Origin of the sequence: Paenibacillus sp. FSL K6-1217 (genome assembly GCF_045040735.1) — a bacterium.
In the GTDB taxonomy this organism is placed as follows: Bacteria; Bacillota; Bacilli; order Paenibacillales; family Paenibacillaceae; genus Paenibacillus_AQ.
In genome coordinates, this window is record NZ_CP150271.1 from 2789523 (window position 1) to 2806317 (window position 16795).

The 16795-nt window shown below is 55.5% G+C and carries 13 protein-coding genes; 7 read left to right on the forward strand and 6 right to left on the reverse strand.

Annotated features, from left to right (window positions below; all coding sequences use genetic code 11):
- The first annotated feature begins 7 nt into the window (after window positions 1–7).
- From MHH28_RS12540 to MHH28_RS12550, 3 genes are all read left to right on the forward strand, one after another.
- Window positions 8–1597 carry a response regulator gene (locus MHH28_RS12540; protein ID WP_405117044.1) on the forward strand — a complete coding sequence of 530 codons (1590 nt, stop codon included), beginning with the start codon at window positions 8–10 and terminating at the stop codon, window positions 1595–1597.
- 171 nt (window positions 1598–1768) lie between these two features.
- Entirely contained in the window at window positions 1769–2362 is a 594-nt protein-coding gene (locus tag MHH28_RS12545; RefSeq protein ID WP_405115327.1) for an RNA polymerase sigma factor, read from the forward strand.
- A gap of 82 nt (window positions 2363–2444) precedes the next feature.
- Window positions 2445–3257, forward strand: a complete 813-nt coding sequence (locus MHH28_RS12550) for a hypothetical protein (RefSeq protein WP_405115329.1) — start codon at window positions 2445–2447, stop codon at window positions 3255–3257.
- 189 nt (window positions 3258–3446) lie between these two features.
- Here MHH28_RS12550 and MHH28_RS12555 read toward each other — a convergent pair whose 3' ends face one another.
- From MHH28_RS12555 to MHH28_RS12570, 4 genes are read right to left on the reverse strand one after another with little or no spacing between them, the layout of a single operon-like run.
- Window positions 3447–5372, reverse strand: coding sequence for a DUF2264 domain-containing protein (locus tag MHH28_RS12555; protein WP_405115331.1), 1926 nt, complete (start codon window positions 5370–5372; stop codon window positions 3447–3449).
- A 13-nt stretch (window positions 5373–5385) separates the two neighbouring features.
- The gene (locus tag MHH28_RS12560; protein WP_405115333.1) at window positions 5386–6522 is read right to left on the reverse strand and encodes a glycosyl hydrolase; all 1137 of its coding nucleotides are present in this window, start codon (window positions 6520–6522) and stop codon (window positions 5386–5388) included.
- 45 nt (window positions 6523–6567) lie between these two features.
- Complete coding sequence (locus MHH28_RS12565) at window positions 6568–8382, reverse strand: hypothetical protein (RefSeq protein WP_405115335.1); 1815 nt, start codon at window positions 8380–8382, stop codon at window positions 6568–6570.
- 38 nt (window positions 8383–8420) lie between these two features.
- Window positions 8421–9563 carry a DUF2264 domain-containing protein gene (locus MHH28_RS12570; protein ID WP_405115337.1) on the reverse strand — a complete coding sequence of 381 codons (1143 nt, stop codon included), beginning with the start codon at window positions 9561–9563 and terminating at the stop codon, window positions 8421–8423.
- 121 nt (window positions 9564–9684) lie between these two features.
- On the opposite strand from MHH28_RS12570, the gene MHH28_RS12575 reads away from it, so the two are divergent.
- Window positions 9685–10515 carry a helix-turn-helix domain-containing protein gene (locus MHH28_RS12575; protein ID WP_405115339.1) on the forward strand — a complete coding sequence of 277 codons (831 nt, stop codon included), beginning with the start codon at window positions 9685–9687 and terminating at the stop codon, window positions 10513–10515.
- Between the two features lie 235 nt (window positions 10516–10750).
- Here MHH28_RS12575 and MHH28_RS12580 read toward each other — a convergent pair whose 3' ends face one another.
- On the reverse strand, window positions 10751–11521 hold the full coding sequence (locus tag MHH28_RS12580; RefSeq protein ID WP_405115342.1) for a response regulator: 771 nt from the start codon (window positions 11519–11521) through the stop codon (window positions 10751–10753).
- 18 nt (window positions 11522–11539) lie between these two features.
- A complete protein-coding gene (locus tag MHH28_RS12585; RefSeq protein ID WP_405115344.1) occupies window positions 11540–13330 on the reverse strand; it encodes a sensor histidine kinase in 1791 nt (596 codons plus the stop codon).
- Window positions 13331–13523: 193 nt separating this feature from the next.
- Here MHH28_RS12585 and MHH28_RS12590 point away from each other — a divergent pair, with 193 nt between their 5' ends.
- The 3 genes from MHH28_RS12590 to MHH28_RS12600 all read left to right on the forward strand — a co-directional run bounded on the left by MHH28_RS12590 (window position 13524) and on the right by MHH28_RS12600 (window position 16657).
- Window positions 13524–14861 (forward strand): ABC transporter substrate-binding protein, encoded by a 1338-nt coding sequence (locus MHH28_RS12590; RefSeq protein WP_405115346.1) that lies wholly within the window; start codon window positions 13524–13526, stop codon window positions 14859–14861.
- 93 nt (window positions 14862–14954) lie between these two features.
- Window positions 14955–15827, forward strand: a complete 873-nt coding sequence (locus MHH28_RS12595) for a carbohydrate ABC transporter permease (RefSeq protein WP_405115348.1) — start codon at window positions 14955–14957, stop codon at window positions 15825–15827.
- Window positions 15827–16657, forward strand: coding sequence for a carbohydrate ABC transporter permease (locus MHH28_RS12600; protein ID WP_405115350.1), 831 nt, complete (start codon window positions 15827–15829; stop codon window positions 16655–16657). Before MHH28_RS12595 ends, MHH28_RS12600 begins: the two co-directional genes overlap by 1 nt.
- Window positions 16658–16795 lie beyond the last annotated feature (138 nt).

Consider the following 16795-nt stretch of genomic DNA (forward strand, 5'->3'; position numbering starts at 1 on the left):
GTATAACATGATTATTGTGGATGATGAGGAGCGGGCACGGGTGGGCATACGGACCCTGATTGACTGGCAGTCGCACGGCATCCATATTGTAGGCGAAGCAAGAGACGGCCTGGAGGCGCTCGACCTCCTGAGCACATGCGCGGTCGATATTATGCTAACGGATATCCGGATGCCGCAAATGGACGGACTGGAGCTGATCACCATCGTCTCCGGGAAGTATCCCCGGGTTAAATCGGTGATTATGAGCGGCTATGATGATTTCGCCTATGCCCAGCAAGCCATTAGATCGGGAGTCAGCAATTATCTGCTGAAGCCGAGCCGCAGGCAGGAGATTCTGAGCACTGTCCTGGCGATCACTGAGCAGATTCAGTCGGAGAAGCTGGAAATTACCACGCTTGAGCATCTGCGGCAAGGCTTCCGGGAGAGTCTGCCCCTGCTGAAGGAGAAGACCTTAAGCCAGCTCGTTCTCACCGAGAGTCCATCGTATCCGCGGCTGCTGGCCAATCTGAAGATGAACCAGCTGGTTTTCCCTTATCTGCTGTACGGCATCATTCTGCTGCGGATCGATAATTTCCAGCTGCTGCATGAGAAGTATATGCATGAGGATACGGAGCTGCTGAAGTACGGGCTGAAAAATATCTGCGAGGAGTCGCTGCCGGAGGCTGTCCTCTGCGTTGCCTTCGAGCATCAGGACGATATTGTGCTGATCCTGAATACGGACGAGCTGCCAGACCAGGAGGAGCTAAGCGGCTATATCCGGACCATTCAGAGTAATATCGCCCTTTTCCTGAAGTTCACGGTATCGGCCGGCATCGGAAGTATCGACAAGAATATTGAGCATTTGCGCCACTCGTTCGTGGAGGCTTGCCAGGCATTGAATACAACCAACTACACCGGTACCGGTAAAATCGTGGAATACAGCGGGGAATTCGATGCCGAGTCCTCTCAATCCTCCTATCCCCTGCATGAGGAGCAGGAGGTGCTGAAGGCGGTGCGCGGCGGTTCTCCAGGAGATATCGCCGATAAGCTGACCTTGTTCAATGTGGCTTTGCAGCCTGAGACGGTGTCCAGGGACCAGGTGATCAAGTCCGGCTTCGCCCTGTTCTTCGCCCTGTATAAATTATGTATAGAGAACAACGTCAACGTGAACAAGGTATTCGGGCAGAATCTGACCGAGCTGATCCATGTCCTGTCCCGCTCCAGTCTGGATCAGCTGTTCCAGTCTCTACTGGAGACGGCCCAGCGGGTCAGTGAGCATCTGACGTCCAAGAAGAACAGCAACAAGCTGCTCGAAGCGGCCAAGAGCTATATCGGTGAGCATTTCATGAAGGATATCAACCGCGAGATTGTCGCCAGGGAGATCTATATCACCCCCGGGTATTTAAGCCTGCTGTTCAAGCAGCAGCTTAAGATCAGCTTCATCGATTACCTGCATAAGGTCAGGATCGAGCATGCCTGCCAGCTGTTCAAAGATCCCGGAATGCGGATCGAGGATATCGCTCTGCGGTCGGGATATAATGACACGAAATATTTCTATCAGGTGTTCAAAAAGTACAAGGGGCTCACGCCCAATCAGTTCCGTAGCAATACGGAATAAATGGCTATCTCCCATACGGCCCGCCCCACTCTCTGCACCGGATGCTTCATATGCGTGCAGGGGCTGGCGGCGGTTTTTTTGAGTTGAGGTTTGTTTTGGTTGGGCTTTTTAAAGTCCTGGTCACAATTCCTCTCCGTCATCCGTTGTACTCATTGAAAGGAGGGAAGACGATTGGAGAGTGAGACCATACACCGCATTATAGACAAGGTGCTTGATGGCGCCATCGATGAGTTCGAGCACCTGCTGCTTCATTACCAAAAGCCGATTATTCTCTACTGTTATCATATGCTCGGCACCTATCCTGAAGCCGAGGACAGCGCGCAGGAGGTTTTTCTCAAAGCGTACCGTTCCTTGACCGCTTACAAATCCGATGTGCCCTTCGCAGCCTGGCTATACAAGATTGCCTATCATCAATGCATCGATGTGCTCCGCAGACGGAAGCTGAGCGGGGTACTGAGGTTCTTCTATCAGGATGAGAAGCAGTACCGGCCTGTGGATCAGCAGATTGAAGCGATGTACCCGGATGAGAAGGTGCAGCGCACCATGGCTATGCTTACAGCAGAGGAGAGGAATCTGCTGATTCTGCGCAGTGTAGAGGAGATGAGCTATCAGGATATTAGCCTGATTCTTCATCAGAGCAGTACACGGCTGCGTAAAAAATATGAACGGAGCGCCAAAAAATTCCGCAAATACTATGCCGATGCGAAAGGGGAAGATCATTATGCTCTCCTACGAAGACAAGGAATTGAAAGAAATCCTTCTTAAGACAAAGGTTGGCGAGACCGATTTGCACAGCCGTGTCATGCGGCAGCTGTATACGGAAAGAGATCGAAAGGAGAGATTTTTCATGAAGTATAAAGTCGGGATTCTGGTGATGACGGGGCTGCTGCTCACCGCAACTTCAGGGTTCGCCGCAGTCCACTATCAGAGTCTAAATAATAAGAACGGGGAGGTTACGCTCCAGGTTAAGCCGGCCGCCTCCTTCCCGACGTTGCAGGAAGAGGTTACCCAGCGGCTTGACTACACCAGACAGCTGGGAGAGCAATTGCTGGCTGAAGGCACAGCGGCTATCTTCTATGTCCTCCCCCACAACTCCGGCGGAGTAACGGATACCCGGTCGAAGCCAGTCCTGTATAGCGATTTTTCGGCGTTGCAGGCTAAGCTGGAGGGACAAGAGGTGGCGCTGGCACCGGTGATCGGAGACGGGTATACCTTTGATAATGCTTCTGTCTATTTCCAGCCGCTAAATCTGCTCCATCCTCCGGCAGCCGAGGAAGCGGCAGCAACAGCGGAGAAGCTGCGCCAGCAGGCCGAGCAATCAGGCAAGGATTATGCCATGCTCCCGGTGGAGCTGTCTGATCAGATGCTTAACCTTACCGCCTTCTACCGGAAGGGGGATCAGGAAGTCAGTGTACACATCAGCAGAACCAGCGGCCCGATGACACAGTACGTGGATGAACAGGTGGACTTTACCTCCGAGAAGTTGACCGTTTCCGGTACGGAGATGCTCTACACCCGTTATACCGGCGGCAACAGTCTGGCATGGTCAACGGAGATTCCGGGCAGCCGGGAGCTGATCCATTACGAGATCAACGACATGAGCGGCCAGTTCTTCACTAAGGAAGAGATGGTGAAGCTGGCGGAGGGATGGTTGAAATAAGGGGACTTTCGGCGGATTCGGGGCAGTAGTGCTCCTCATTGGCTCACTATGCCGCTCCCAGTCTAATTGTGTTCGGTTTTTAACATTTTAACATACAGTTTGGTCCGTTAGCCTTGAAAGGCCAGCAGCCTCTCCAAAGGAGAAGCTGCTGGCCTGCTTGTATGATGGCGCTATGAAGCTGATGCTGTGCTACTGTACTGGAATACTGACTTCTGCCCCGCCGGAGGTGAGCACCGTAATATGTTTTCCGGCAAGCTTGACCTGGAGCAGGTCATCAGGAGCCTGCTCCAGCCCCAGGCCGAGCGCCCTTGCACCGTCTGCTGGCAGCGCGGATGAAGGGTCACCGTATACCGCCGAGGCCAGCCAGTGAACTCCAGGCTCAAGCGATGCCGTCAAGGTAGGCAGCACTGTCCGGGGATGAAGCAGATTTGTGTTGGCATTCGGCGAGATTAACTGAGCCTTCGTATAGCCCTTCAGCCCTTGGATGGCGCTTGTGCCCCATGGGGTAGCTGCCGCTGCTGTCAGTCCGTCCAGTTGCTGCACAAGCTCCGTCTCCTGGCCCAGGGCGAAGCCGCCTTCTGCGGCATCCAGGGCACGGCCTGTCTCAATCCGGTGAATCCGGATATGCCAGGGCAAGCCTGCCACGACCCATGTTCTCACCTCTACATTCGTCCACGGTTGCCAGACGAAGCGCAGGACATTGTCAATAATCTCCGTCTCCAGATTCCGCCGCCGCACGCGGTACAGATTGTCCCCGCCTTCGCTGAGCGCAAGCATGGAATCATAGGCTCCCTGCGCAAGACCCCATTCGGAGCGGGGAACGCTGAATCCAAAGCCTGTGGAATAGACGAATTTCTCGTACTTGGCCGAGGTATGAGTATGCTCATTAGTGGACAGATGCCCGCTGTTGAAGGCAGCCACATGACCGGACTCCGGCTCACGGACCAGGACCAGATGGGCCGGATGCTGGACCATTACAGCCGGAAGTTCAGGCAGCGGCAACTCCGGTTCGCTCCAGAACGGATGCTCCGCGCCGAGGGCAAGCGGCAGGAAGGTCTTCAGCGCCCAGTAGGGCGAACCGGGAGCATTATAATTCTCTGCCATGACCAGATTCGGATACGTATAACCGATGGTCAGCACACCGGCTGCATCGAAGATGGGCTGGCGGAACCACCAGCGCAGATTACGCAGGATGATACCTTTGACCACTCCGGCAGGGAAGCCCTCCACCTCTGCATAAGCCAGCGCGCTCCAGAACGCCGACTGAGCGAACCGGTAGGCCAGGCTGCGGCCATAAGGAAGCGCAGCGCCGTCCCGGGCGAACCAGCCTAGGAATTCGGCGGCGAACAGCCGGGCCCGCTCTTTGAACTTCCGGGCCCGCTCCGGGTCCTCCTGCTCCATCAGCTTCGCATACAGCAGCGAATAGTAATGAATGGCGAAGGGTCCGTAATAATCGCAGTGTCCATTAACACCGTCGCTGTACCAGCCTTCCCCCAGATAGAAGGCATCCATCCTCGTCAGGTTCCTCTCCAGCTGCACCGCATCATAAGGCCTTCCTATCGTACGGAACCCGATATTCACCAGTACGTTGAAGAACAGCCAGTTGCAGTCGTAGCAGGGATGAGCATTGATCTGATTCAGCCAGTGATACAGATGCTCCTGCTCCTGCGGAGCAAGCGGGGACCAGATCTGGTCCGGGATCGCTGCGAGTGCGAAGCCGAAGGCTGCCATCTCCACCAGCCGCTGGTCGTAGTCCTGCACCTCGCCCCAATATTCTTCATGGGCCGGATCGGTGCCGTGCCGGATGCCTTCTAGCATCGTGCCCCATAGCTCACTGTTCACGCCTCCGGCAAGCAGCGGGATCAGTCCCCACAGCACCCGGGAGAAGCCCTCCATCCCGGCGGTGGCTGACGGATAGCTCGCTCCAGTAATACCAATATTCAGTCTAGCGCTTCCTCTGCTATAGAGCGGCCGGAGCGGCTCTGTCAGTTGTTCAAGCGCAGCCAGCAGATCACTTCGAGTCTTCAGCGGATTGCACGGAATCCCCAGATTGTTCGTCCGTGGATTAACCGTCCACGGATCTCCCGTCACCGGAGGCATCTTATCGTTCGTCATTGTCATACTCCTCCTACTCCCAATAGAACGAGCCTGCTCCTTTGATCCGGGCCAGCGTCTCGACATAGAAGAAATCGCCGTAGATCAGCGGCACATCGATATTCCGGTTCTCGGGATAGTTACTGGTGCCGTGAAGCAGCAGCCCCTGTTCCTCTGCATCATCCCAGGTTCCATAGTTCCGGTAGAGGGATTCGGTAATTCTCAGCGCCCCGTTCCGGTACACATGTGCCTCCGACTCCTCCACTTGCCCGGCCAGCAGCAGAAGACCGCTTGCCGCGCAGGAACCGGCAGAAGTATCGCGGATCTCCCCAACATCACCGGGAGCGCGGAAATCCCAATGCGGAACCTGATCCTCCGGCAGACGGGTCAGGAAGAAATGTGCGACCTGCTTGGCCGCATGAAGATAGCTCAGCTTACCGGTATGGTGATAGGCCAACGCCAGCCCGTAGAGCGCCCAAGCCGCGCCGCGCGACCAGGCCGATTCCGGCGCATACCCCTGCCCGCCCAGCTTCTCCACTACTTCTCCGGTCTCCGGGTTGAAGTTGACAATGTGATAGACCGAGCCGTCCGGCCGGATGAAATGCTCCAGCACCGTATCCATATGCGCTTCGGCGATATGCCGGTAACGCGGGTCTCCGGTAACTTCGGAGGCCCAGAACAGCAGGCTGGTATTCATGCTGCAGTCGATAATGGCGACGCCGCTGTTGTCCTCGCCTTCTCTCCATGGATTCCAGGCCCGGATATAGCGGCCCTTCAGATTAAAGCGGGCAGCCAGATAATTGGCAGCCTTCAGTCCGCGGACCCGTGATTCATCTCTGCCCGTCAGCTTGTAATTGGCAACACTGGTCAGCAGCCACATGAAGCCAAGGTCATGGTCCAGCTTCACATAGCCGTCCAGCACCTCATCCAGCCGCTCCTCGCAGCGTTCGGCTACCGCTTTCAGGCTCTCATCGCCGCTCCCTGCGTAGAGCTGCCAGAGCATGCCCGGCCAGAAGCCGGCAGTCCACCAGCTCGGCACTTCCAGGACATACTTGCCGCCTTGACTGGCATGCGGGAACTCCGCCCCGATGCTCACACTGTTTCTTCTCGTCTTCTCCAGCGCCTTGCTCCAGGCCTCATCTACCCAGGCCTGCCCCAATGTTCCGCTCATCTGAATCCCGCCTTTATCTGAATGATATCCCCTGCCTGCTGTCATCTATAGAAATTGAAAAGTAAAGGTCAATACGCCTTCTGCCTCAGGCCGGATGACCTGGAAGTCCAGACTATGCCACACCGTGTCCTGGCCATAATGGTTCTGGTACACATGTGCGGTAATCTCCGGCCGGACGATCTGCGGATCATAGGTTACCTGAACACCGTTCCCTTCAGCAGCTCCCGGGAGTAATACGCACCCTGGACCTGGCAGCTCCGGTCTGCGCCACGTTACGAACCGTTCCGTCCAGCTTGCCGGAGCTCCGTCATGCCGATAGGTGTCAGTCAGCTCCAGACGGGGCAGCTCCTCCTTATGCCAGACCAGCGAACGGACCAGGGATTGCAGTCCGGCTGCCGGGTACGCCCGGGCCAGCTCCAGCGTCAGCTCATCCTTCGCCGCTGCTGCCGAAGCATGCAGTACGTCAGCATGGAACTCCCGTCCGGCCCCCTGATACTGGCCGTCAATAATTGGCACGCTATGTCCCTGCGACCCGTTGCAGTCATAGCCGTAACGGCCGGTCCCGAAATAGTCCGCCGTATACTCTCCGCTGCCCAGATCGGCCGCGAAAATCTCCCCCCGGCCGCTCAGAATAAATTGGCCCAGGTCATTATGGTTATGCGGCTCGTCGTTATGGCCGCCCTTGGCGGCGAAGCCGAACTCGCCCGCAGCGCAGAAATGCCGCGATACGAGCCAAGCGGCATCAGGCAGATAGCTGCTCCCGGCCTCCCAGGACTCGTTCTCCTGCCCGGCTCTTGTCCAGATCAGATTGCGCAGCGCCGGTGCGAAGCGGCTGCAGTGATCCTCCGTGAACGGGGCGCGCAGCGCAGACGGCGGGCGCAGGACATCCGGATAGACCTCCGCCAGATAATGGGAGAGTCCCATATGCACCCGCACCCGGGGGACGGAGTCGGAGAAATTGGCGACATAGCTGCCGTCAATGAAGCATTGCTGCTGGAAGCGGGCGATCTGTGCCACCTTCTCCTGCTTGAACCAGTCCAGCCTGCCTCCGCTTCTTGAACGGAGCAAATCACTGTAATAAGTGAAATAGCCGAATCCGTAATTCCAGTAGCCCAGCCCCTCCTGGCAGGCCCCGTCTTCCCCGAAGCCCTGCAGATAATAATTCATGCTGCTCTCTGTCTTCAGGAGAATCTCCGCCAGCATATCCTTGTCCTTCACAAGGAGCAGTGCAGCTGCACCCACAGAACCTGCGCAGACCGCCGCCCAATTGTGAGTGGAGGTCTCCCAGAAATACGGGCCATGTGCTAGGAACGGCCGGAAGATTCTATGCTCCACCTCACTGCGTATCCGGGAGCGGAGCAGCAGCGGGAGACGTTCCCCGAGCAGCAGCAGGCATTCGCTTAAGGTAAAGCCTGTCTCGGAGGAGAACAGATCAATATGCCGGTTGATCTCAGCAGCATCATGCTTCTCAGGAAGATGAGCGGGAACACACCACGTGTACTCATCGCAGATCGCCCATAGAATATCTGTAAGCTGCTCCAGCGCTGCTGCGTTCTCCGGCTCCAGCAGACTAAGGAACACATACGTATTCAGCCTTCTTCTCCGTTCAAAATAAGGCCGCTCATATTCCAGTCTCGATCCCGTCTGCCGGAAAAGGGTAAACAAACTATACGGCAACAGCGGTATTGGCTGCCCTTCCAGCCGCTGTGCTTCTGCACGAATCTCACTGATACTGGCCTGCAGCACTTCAGAAGATGCCGCCTCACTCCAAAAAGCAGCCGAATCCCCCCGCGGATAATATAGGCTGCGATCTGCCGGCTTCATGTTCTCTACGATTGTCTTAAGTTCCTGTATGTTCATGCCTGAGCTTCCTCTCTTGTTCAGTCTGTCTCTATCCCTTATTCCAAAGCATGGTCCCGCATCACGTTCTCGCCGTCTGCGATTCTCTGTGCCGTCCATTTCATGTCCCCGCCCGACCAGAAGGGGTCAGCAGGAGGCAGGCCCAGCGGCAGAAAAACAGCAGCGCACAGATACAGACTGCCCGTATTAATGTAGCTCTCGGCCAGCTCCGGCTGATAGCCGTAGATCCCCGGCTGCAGCCAGCCGTTCGCATCCAGCGTACCGGGATAGCGCATAATCCGGCTAATGACAGCGGTCAAGGCGCAGCGCACCTGGGCCGGGGGCAGCGAGTCTTCCAGGAAATGCTGGAGCGCCGCCTGCGACAGCAGCTGAAATGCCCCGAACCGGTAGACAATCGAGCGCCCGAGGAACGGGTAGGTTCCATCCGGGGCGATGCTGCGCTCCAGCACGGAAGCATATCTCTGCGCCCGCTGCATGACCATGGGTCTAAGCCGGGCATACTCCCCGCTCTCCTGTTCAAAAAGGGTAACTACATCCACCAGCATCGGCTGGATCACGAAGCTGTTATAGTAATCCCAGTGAAAATCCTTCCCGTCTCCATAGACTCCGTCACCCTTGTACCAGTCCATGAACATGTGGACCGCATAACCCACCCGCATCCGGTCATACTCCGGGTCGCCCAGCAGATATAAGGCTGCTTCCACCATCGCACTGAACAGCAGCCAGTTGCTGCCGCTCGGAGCGGTCCTCCGCGTCTGCTTCAGCGCCGCAATCAGATTGCTTTTGACCCGTGTGTCCAGCCGGGCTGTAACCGCTCTCGGTGCACGCACCAGCGCATGGGCCAGAAATGCCGCATCGACCAGCGGCTGCCCTTCGGTCTTGAATTCCATATAGTCAGGCGACTGCGGATCGACCGCCGCATCCAGAGCTTCCAGCATCAGCCCGGCATAACGGGCTCTTAAGCGCTCCTCTTCACCCTCAAGCCCTTGAAGCTCCAGCCAGGGAGCCATCCCGCAGGCCAGCCTCGCAAAAGCTTCCAGATGCGCAAACTGGCTGCGCGCCCTGTGAAACTCCGTAGGGAGCTGTTCTTTCAGTCTCCGCGCGGAGAGTGCCTCCAGGACCGGACCTCCGATCTGCAGCATCGTATCCAGCCAGTATTTACGCTGTTCCCTTCCACTCATCCCTAGTTCCACCCTCTCAGGTATTCTTCTTCTCTAGTGTATTGTGGTATTATTGCAATGTCTTTGCGAATAATGATGTTTTATTGCGTATGTTGCGATCAACAAGAAAGGAGCGGCGGTGATGAAGCATTCCCGTTATTATGAATCGTTCGACGGCGATATTCTGGCCGGGATCGGCAATTCTCCGATCTCGCCGACAAGGGATTTCCATATCCATGACCACTATGAAATCTTCCTGTTCCTGGGCGGCAGCGTGAACGGCTTCGTGGACCAGTACAGCTATCCGCTGGAACGCGGCGACGTCCTGTTATTCAACAATCATGAGATTCATAAAATCATCAACCGCTCCCCCGAGCCTTATGAGCGTCTGACCATTCATTTCAAAGCACCGCTGGTCTATCCGTTCTGTACGGCGACTACGAATCTGTTGGCCTGCTTCCAGAACCGCCAGCCCGGGGAGAATAACCTGGCCCGGATGGAGGAGCCGCTGCTCTCGGAGTATACCGCCCTCTCTTCCCAGCTGATTGCAGCCTTGGAGCGTAAGCAGTACGGCAGCGAGGTACTTTCCCTTACGTATCTGATTCAGATTCTGGTGCTGGTCAACGAGCTGTACAGCCGCACCCGTGCCGCCGTGCCCAGCATCATCTCCTCCCACATTCAATCCGCGATGAGCTACATCGACAACCATCTGCATCTCAATCTATCGCTGGATCATATCGCCGGGGAGCTGAATCTGGATAAATATTATCTCAGCCATCTGTTCAAGCAACAGACCGGAGGCACCATCTACCGCTATGTCCTGCTCAAAAAAATCGCGTTATCCAAGCAACTCCTGTCCGCCGGCAACTCCGTGTCCGATACCTGTTATCTGTCCGGGTTCAATGATTATGCCAATTTCATCCGCACCTTCAAGAACATCACGGGCATCCCGCCGGGAAAATACGGCAAATAAAAAAGGCAGCGCCCTATCAGCAGCGCTGCCGTCTCATTAATGATTTTGTTGTTGCGGGATTAACCGTGACTCCAGAGAAGTTTTGGACTTCCGGCCGCTGTTGTCTGCAGATTTCTTAATTTATCCCGTTGTTAATGGTTGAAATCCGCAGACAAAGGCGGTCGCTACCGCTCCTACAGTTCCAAAATTCCCCTCCGCCACTTTTCCCTCAACTCAAATTTTAAGTTCAAACCAACTACCCGCCGCTACTTCGGCCTTCCTTATATTCGGTCGGGCTTACGCCCGTATATTCCTTGAACACCTTAGAGAAATAGTGCTGGTCGCCGAAGGACAGCCGCTCCGCCAGCTCCTTCACCTTCAGCTCCGGTCTGAGCGCGAGCAGCCGGCAGGCCTCGACGATCTTCAGCCGCATGCTGTAATGCACGAAGGTCTGCTGCGAATATTTTTTGAAGATCCGGCTGACATAGGAAGGGCTTACGTGGAACTTAAGCGCGACTTCCGTAATGGAGAGCGGGGCGTAGAGCTGATCCTGCACATATTGCTCCACTTGCCGGAACAGCTCCTCGCTGCTCTTGGTCTTCTGGAGAGCTGCGCCCATACCCTCCGGCAGCTCCTTCACACTGCCCTGCTGCTCCTGCAGATGGAGCACCAGCCGCTGCATCACCTCGGCAAGCTGATGGCGCTCCACCGGCTTCAGCAGATAGTCGAAGACCTGAAGACCCAGTGCTTTTCGCGTATATTCAAAATCACTGTAGCCGCTGATCAGCACAGCCTTCAAGCCCGGTTGGGCCTGCTTGCTCTGTTCAATCAGCGCGAGCCCGTCCAGCTTGGGCATACGGATATCCGTCAACAGAATATCAACGGGATGGGCCTTGATATATTCCAGCGCCTCCAGCCCGTTCGATGCGGTGGCGGTAATGCGGATAGGCAGCTCCATGGACTGCATCAGGGCTCCGATATTCCGCAGAATCGGCTTACTGTCCTCGGCAATGATGGCGGTATACATGGCTGTCCCTCCCCGGTTCTAGTAGAAGTCTTTACTCATGGATGCGATAATCTGGACCGTGGCGCCTTTTTCCCCGTCCGAATGGTTGTAGATGTTGAAGAACAGCCGGTTCCTGTACATCAGCTTCAGCCGGTTCACCGTATTCACAATCCCCATATTGCCGATACCTGAAGTATGATGCTGAAGCTCGTACGCCCCTGAATCCGAGCCTTCGATATTGTCCAGAATGTCCCTGATCCGGCCCGGCTCGAAGCCTTCCCCGTTATCCCGGATTTCGATGGCCCACAGGCCGTTGTATACCTTCACCCGCACCTCAATTTTCCAGGGAGGATCTGTATTCTTAAATGCATGCTCTATACAGTTCTCCACGAACGGCTGAATCACCAGCCGGGGCAGCTCGATCCGGCCCTGCGCCTCGTCCCCGTCAATCTCCCACGCCAGGTCGTCCTCGAAATTATGCTGAACCAGGGACAAATAATGCCGGGTATGCATCAGCTCCTCGGTCAATGTCACATGCTGGTAAGGGGAGGAGACTATATAGCGCAGACTGTCCGAGAGATGCTTGCACATGTCGCTCACGACCCTGTTTTTACCCTCCTGGGCGGCAATACTGATCAGATACAGCACATTATGAATAAAATGCGGGGCAATCTGGGCCTGCAAGGCCGAATTCCGCGACTTCACTTCTTCGTGCAGGGCAAGCTTCTCGCGTTCAATAGATTCCTGTAACCGTTCCAGCAGCTCCTGAAAAGCACCGTTCAATTGAATCAGTTCATTGTTGTGGGTCCGGGGGGCTGCCTTCATATTCAGGTTGCTGTAGTTCATACGCAGAATCTGGCTGCGCAGCTTGCGGATCGGAAGCAGCAGGTTTCGGATCGAGAAGTAGATGAAGATGAACGAGAACAGTATCAGCGCCGTAATCAGCAGAATGGAGATGTATTTGACTGAATTGACCGGGCCGAGCACCACATTCCTGGGGTTCACCACATAGGTGGTCCAGCCCGTCTCGGCAGACTGGTGGTACGCTACATAGTTCTGGCCGCTGCTCAGATAGATTCCGTTAGCCGGTGCCGATGCCGGTGCTGTGAATGCCGGAGCCGCCTCACCCTCCCGTAGTGCTGGGGAGCTCGAGACCAGCCGCTGCTCCTGATCCATAATGTAGACCTTGCCGCCCGCCAGGCCCGCAGCAGATCTGTTCAAGTACCGCTGGTCCAGCTGAACCGCCAGATAACCGTATACCTGACCATTCTGGTTCATAATCGCCCGCACAAAAGAGATGGCATCTGTCCCCTGGCGGTACAGCGCGTAACCGCTTGCAGTCCAGGTCGCCAGCTTGCTGCTCTCCTCCAGGAACGGCCGGAGTGAAGGCGGACTGTCGGCGTAACCAATGTAAGATGCTATCCGCTCGCCTGTCAGATCATAGATCATCATATCCTCAATGTTCAGACTCGGCCCGAGCGCCTGGAACATGATGTCCTTCAGCCTGCGGCTCCGGGTAAGCCCCTCCAGGGTAAGCTGCGAGTAATCACCTGCGGACAAGAGCGTGAACACTTCTTTGTTCGACAGAATCCGCTGGGAGAGCTGGTTCTGGTTATTGATATAGAGGTTCAGCTGATCGCTGACCTGGGCAGCGGCTGTCTTCATTTCATTCTCCGTCTTGTCCTTCAGCGGCTGAATCACCATATAATTCACATAGACCAGGAAGCAGCCCAGCACAATCAGCAGGAGCAGCATGAAGGTCAGGAAAAACTTCGTCTGCAGGCTGGCCTGAATCCGGCCTCCGCGCAATCTCTGAGCAATAGTCGCCAAGTCTAGCCCTCCCTGAAGCTTATGATGCTCTACTTTACAACGTAACCGGCAAATCTACAAGCGGCCCGCAAGTTCAGAATATTACACAGAAAGTGTCAAGTACAAACATGTACCTTATACAGTCCGCATTCTATAATGAGCAATGTAAACGGATTCAAAGACAACAGACAATTCTCATTACGGGGGCGATCACATGAACGGCACAATGAAAAAAATCGCAACAGGCGTACTGGCTGGTGTACTCACCTTATCTCTGGCGGCATGCGGCAATGGAAACTCAGACTCCGGCAATGCTTCAGCAACAGACAGCGGGGGAACAGGCAACAGCGGCGGCAGCAGCGGCAAAAAGGTAACCATAGAGCTGGCTATCTCCAAAAGCTCGCAGGATTCTGCGTTCGTGGCCCAGGATGTGCTGGATGAATTCGAACAGAAAACCAATATCAAAGTGAATCTGCAGCTGCTTCCGGCAGAGCAGACCGCCACCGTACTACAGACCAAGCTGGCGGTTGACGAGGTGCCTGACCTGATTCAATATAATCTCGCCAGTGCCACGACGGATCTTAATCTGGAGCGTAACTTCGAGATTCTCGACAATGAGCCTTGGGTGAGCCGGCTGCTGAACAAGGATGTTCTCTCCGCTTACGATCATGTCTACAGCTTCCATTACAGCCAGGATACAGGCATGCAGGGAGTGGTCTACAACAAGGATATCTTCAAGGAGCTGGGGCTGAGCATTCCGAAGAACTACGAGGAATTCCTGGCCGTCTGCGAGAAGATCAAGGCCAGCGGCATTACGCCGGTGTTCATGCCGTTCAAGGATAACTGGGCCGCGAATATCTGGCCGGCTGCCGCTTTTGCCGACTGGGCCGCGAAGAATGAACCGTCCCTGTTCGAGGACATCAATGCCGGCCGCAAAAAGTGGTCCGATGTGCCCGAATTCGCCACCTTCCTGGAGCAGCAGTACGAGGTCTACAAGAAAGGCTACACCAACACGGACATTCTCAGCGACAGCTACGATATGGCCGTGGGCAAATTCCTGAACAAGGAAACCGCGATGATGTTCATGGGCGACTGGCTGATTGTGAACGTGGCCGAGAAGGATCCGAATGTGCATCTGGGCCTGTTCGCCATCCCGTCTTCTGAAGATGCGAATCTCGGTGCCAGCCCGCTGGGCGGCCAGCTGTTCATTCCGAAGAAAGCCAAGCATATGGATGAAGCGAAGAAATTCCTGGAGTTCCTTGCCACCAAAGAAGTCGCACAGAAAATGGTGGACAGCCAGGGCTCCGTATCCAACTTCAGCGATGTCACTACACCGAAGCTCCCTGACTACAAGCAGGAGATTGTCGACCAATATATTACGCCTAAAAAGACTACGCTGACCACCGATGCCTATATGATCGTGGACCGCAGCGAGCTGTACCGTCTGCTTCAGGATGAATTTGCCGGCGGTCTGGATGCCAAGGGCGTACTCAAGGCCTGGGACGAGAAATTCAGCCAGCTGATGAAGGACAAAGGCGTGGAAGGCTTTTAAACCAAGTATCCAATCGGATCAACCATACAGCAGGCAGAATGAAGTCCGTTCCGGGCTTTATTCTGTCCTGGGCTATTATAGGAGTGTGAAGAGATGAACGTATCCAAGAAGCTGTACTCGTATTACCTGATCTGGCCTGCACTGTTAATCTATTCTATCTTCTTTGTGCTGCCTGCGCTGATCGGACTCTTCTATTCCTTCACGGACTGGAGGCTGGACCGGGAAGCGATCAAATTCATCGGCTGGGATAACTTTGAACGTATCTTCACGGATAGAACGCTATTGCTTGCGATGAAAAATACGGCGATCTTCGCGATCGTTACCGTGATTGGCAAGAACCTGCTCGGGATCGCGCTGGCGGTCGGCTTGAACATGAAGCTAAAATCCAAAAATCTGCTGCGGGCTATTTTCTATTCTCCGTCGATTCTTAGCGTTTTGGTTATTAGCATTGTGTTCACGCCCATGCTGCGCTCCGACGGAACGATTAACCGCATCTTCGAAGCTGTGGGGCTGCCTTCGCTGAGCCAGGCCTGGCTGACCAATCCGGCTATTGTCATCTGGACCGTGGCATTTGTGTCCATCTGGCAGCATACCGGCTTCCAGATGGCGATCTATCTGGCCGGGCTCCAGTCGATCTCCAAGGAATATTATGAAGCCGCTACCATCGACGGCGCCGGTTCCTGGCGCAGCTTCCGCAGCATCACGGTTCCGCTGCTGCTCCCTGCGATCAACATCAATCTGATGCTTACCCTGATCGGCGGCCTCAAGGTATTCTCCGAGGTGTTCGTGCTCACCGGCGGGGGACCGGGCAATGCCTCCCAGGTAGTCGGCACCATTATCCTCCGCTCCTTCGGTGAAGGAAGCTGGGGGCTGGGAACAGCCGTCAACACCCTGCTGTTCGCTGCGGTCACTGTCATTGCCATTCCCCTGCTGATCTTCATGCGGCGTAAGGAGGTATCGGAATAATGGGCTTTTCACGTAAAATGGCCTGGCGCAACTATGTGGTGGAGGGGCTGCTGATCCTGGCCTCCCTGCTGATTATCCTGCCGCTGCTGCTTATGCTGTTTGGCAGCTTCATGACTAGCTCCGAGGTGCTGAAGTTCTCACTGCGGCTCCCGGAGGAATGGAAATTCTCCAACTATACGACCGTCTTCCGCGAAGGCGGTCTGGGACGGGCGTTCCTGAACGGGATGCTGATTACCGGCGTCTCGTCCATCCTGAACATCTTCACCTCGTCCGCGGCCTCCTTCATTCTCGTACGCCGCGAGACCAAGTGGTCGAATGTCCTGTACATGTTCTTCTTCATGGGCCTGATTGCGCCGATGTCCACGATCACCACGATCCGGGTCGTACAGTGGATGGGCTTCTACGGCAGCATCACCAGCGTCATCCTGATCTATGCATCGCTCAATACGGCGTTCAGCGTATTCCTGTACAGCGGATTCATCCGCTCCATTCCGAAGGCGCTGGACGAGGTGGCTTTTCTGGAGGGGGCGAATACGTTCGATGTCTTCTTCAAGATCGTCACCCCGCTGATTGTCCCGGTCAACGCCACCGTAGCGATTATGGTGTTCATGTCTGTCTGGAACGACATTACCATTCCGCTCTATTTCCTGACCGACAGCTCGGACTGGACGATGCCGCTGTCGGTATACAATTTCTACGGTAAATACAGCCGGGACTGGAATCTGATCTTCGCGGATCTGGTGCTGACCTCCCTCCCCGTGCTGATCCTGTATATCTTCTGCCAGAAATACATTGTTAGCGGACTTACGGCGGGAGCGGTGAAGGGGTAACCCCTGCCCTTTTTGTGGCTTTGTTGGACAAATGGATTATTCGGGCCGGAGATTCCGGACATACCCTACAGCAGACAACCTGATGCGGCATCCGGGAGATCCGGCGCGCCTGCCCATCCGGTTGTCCGTCCGCCGGGC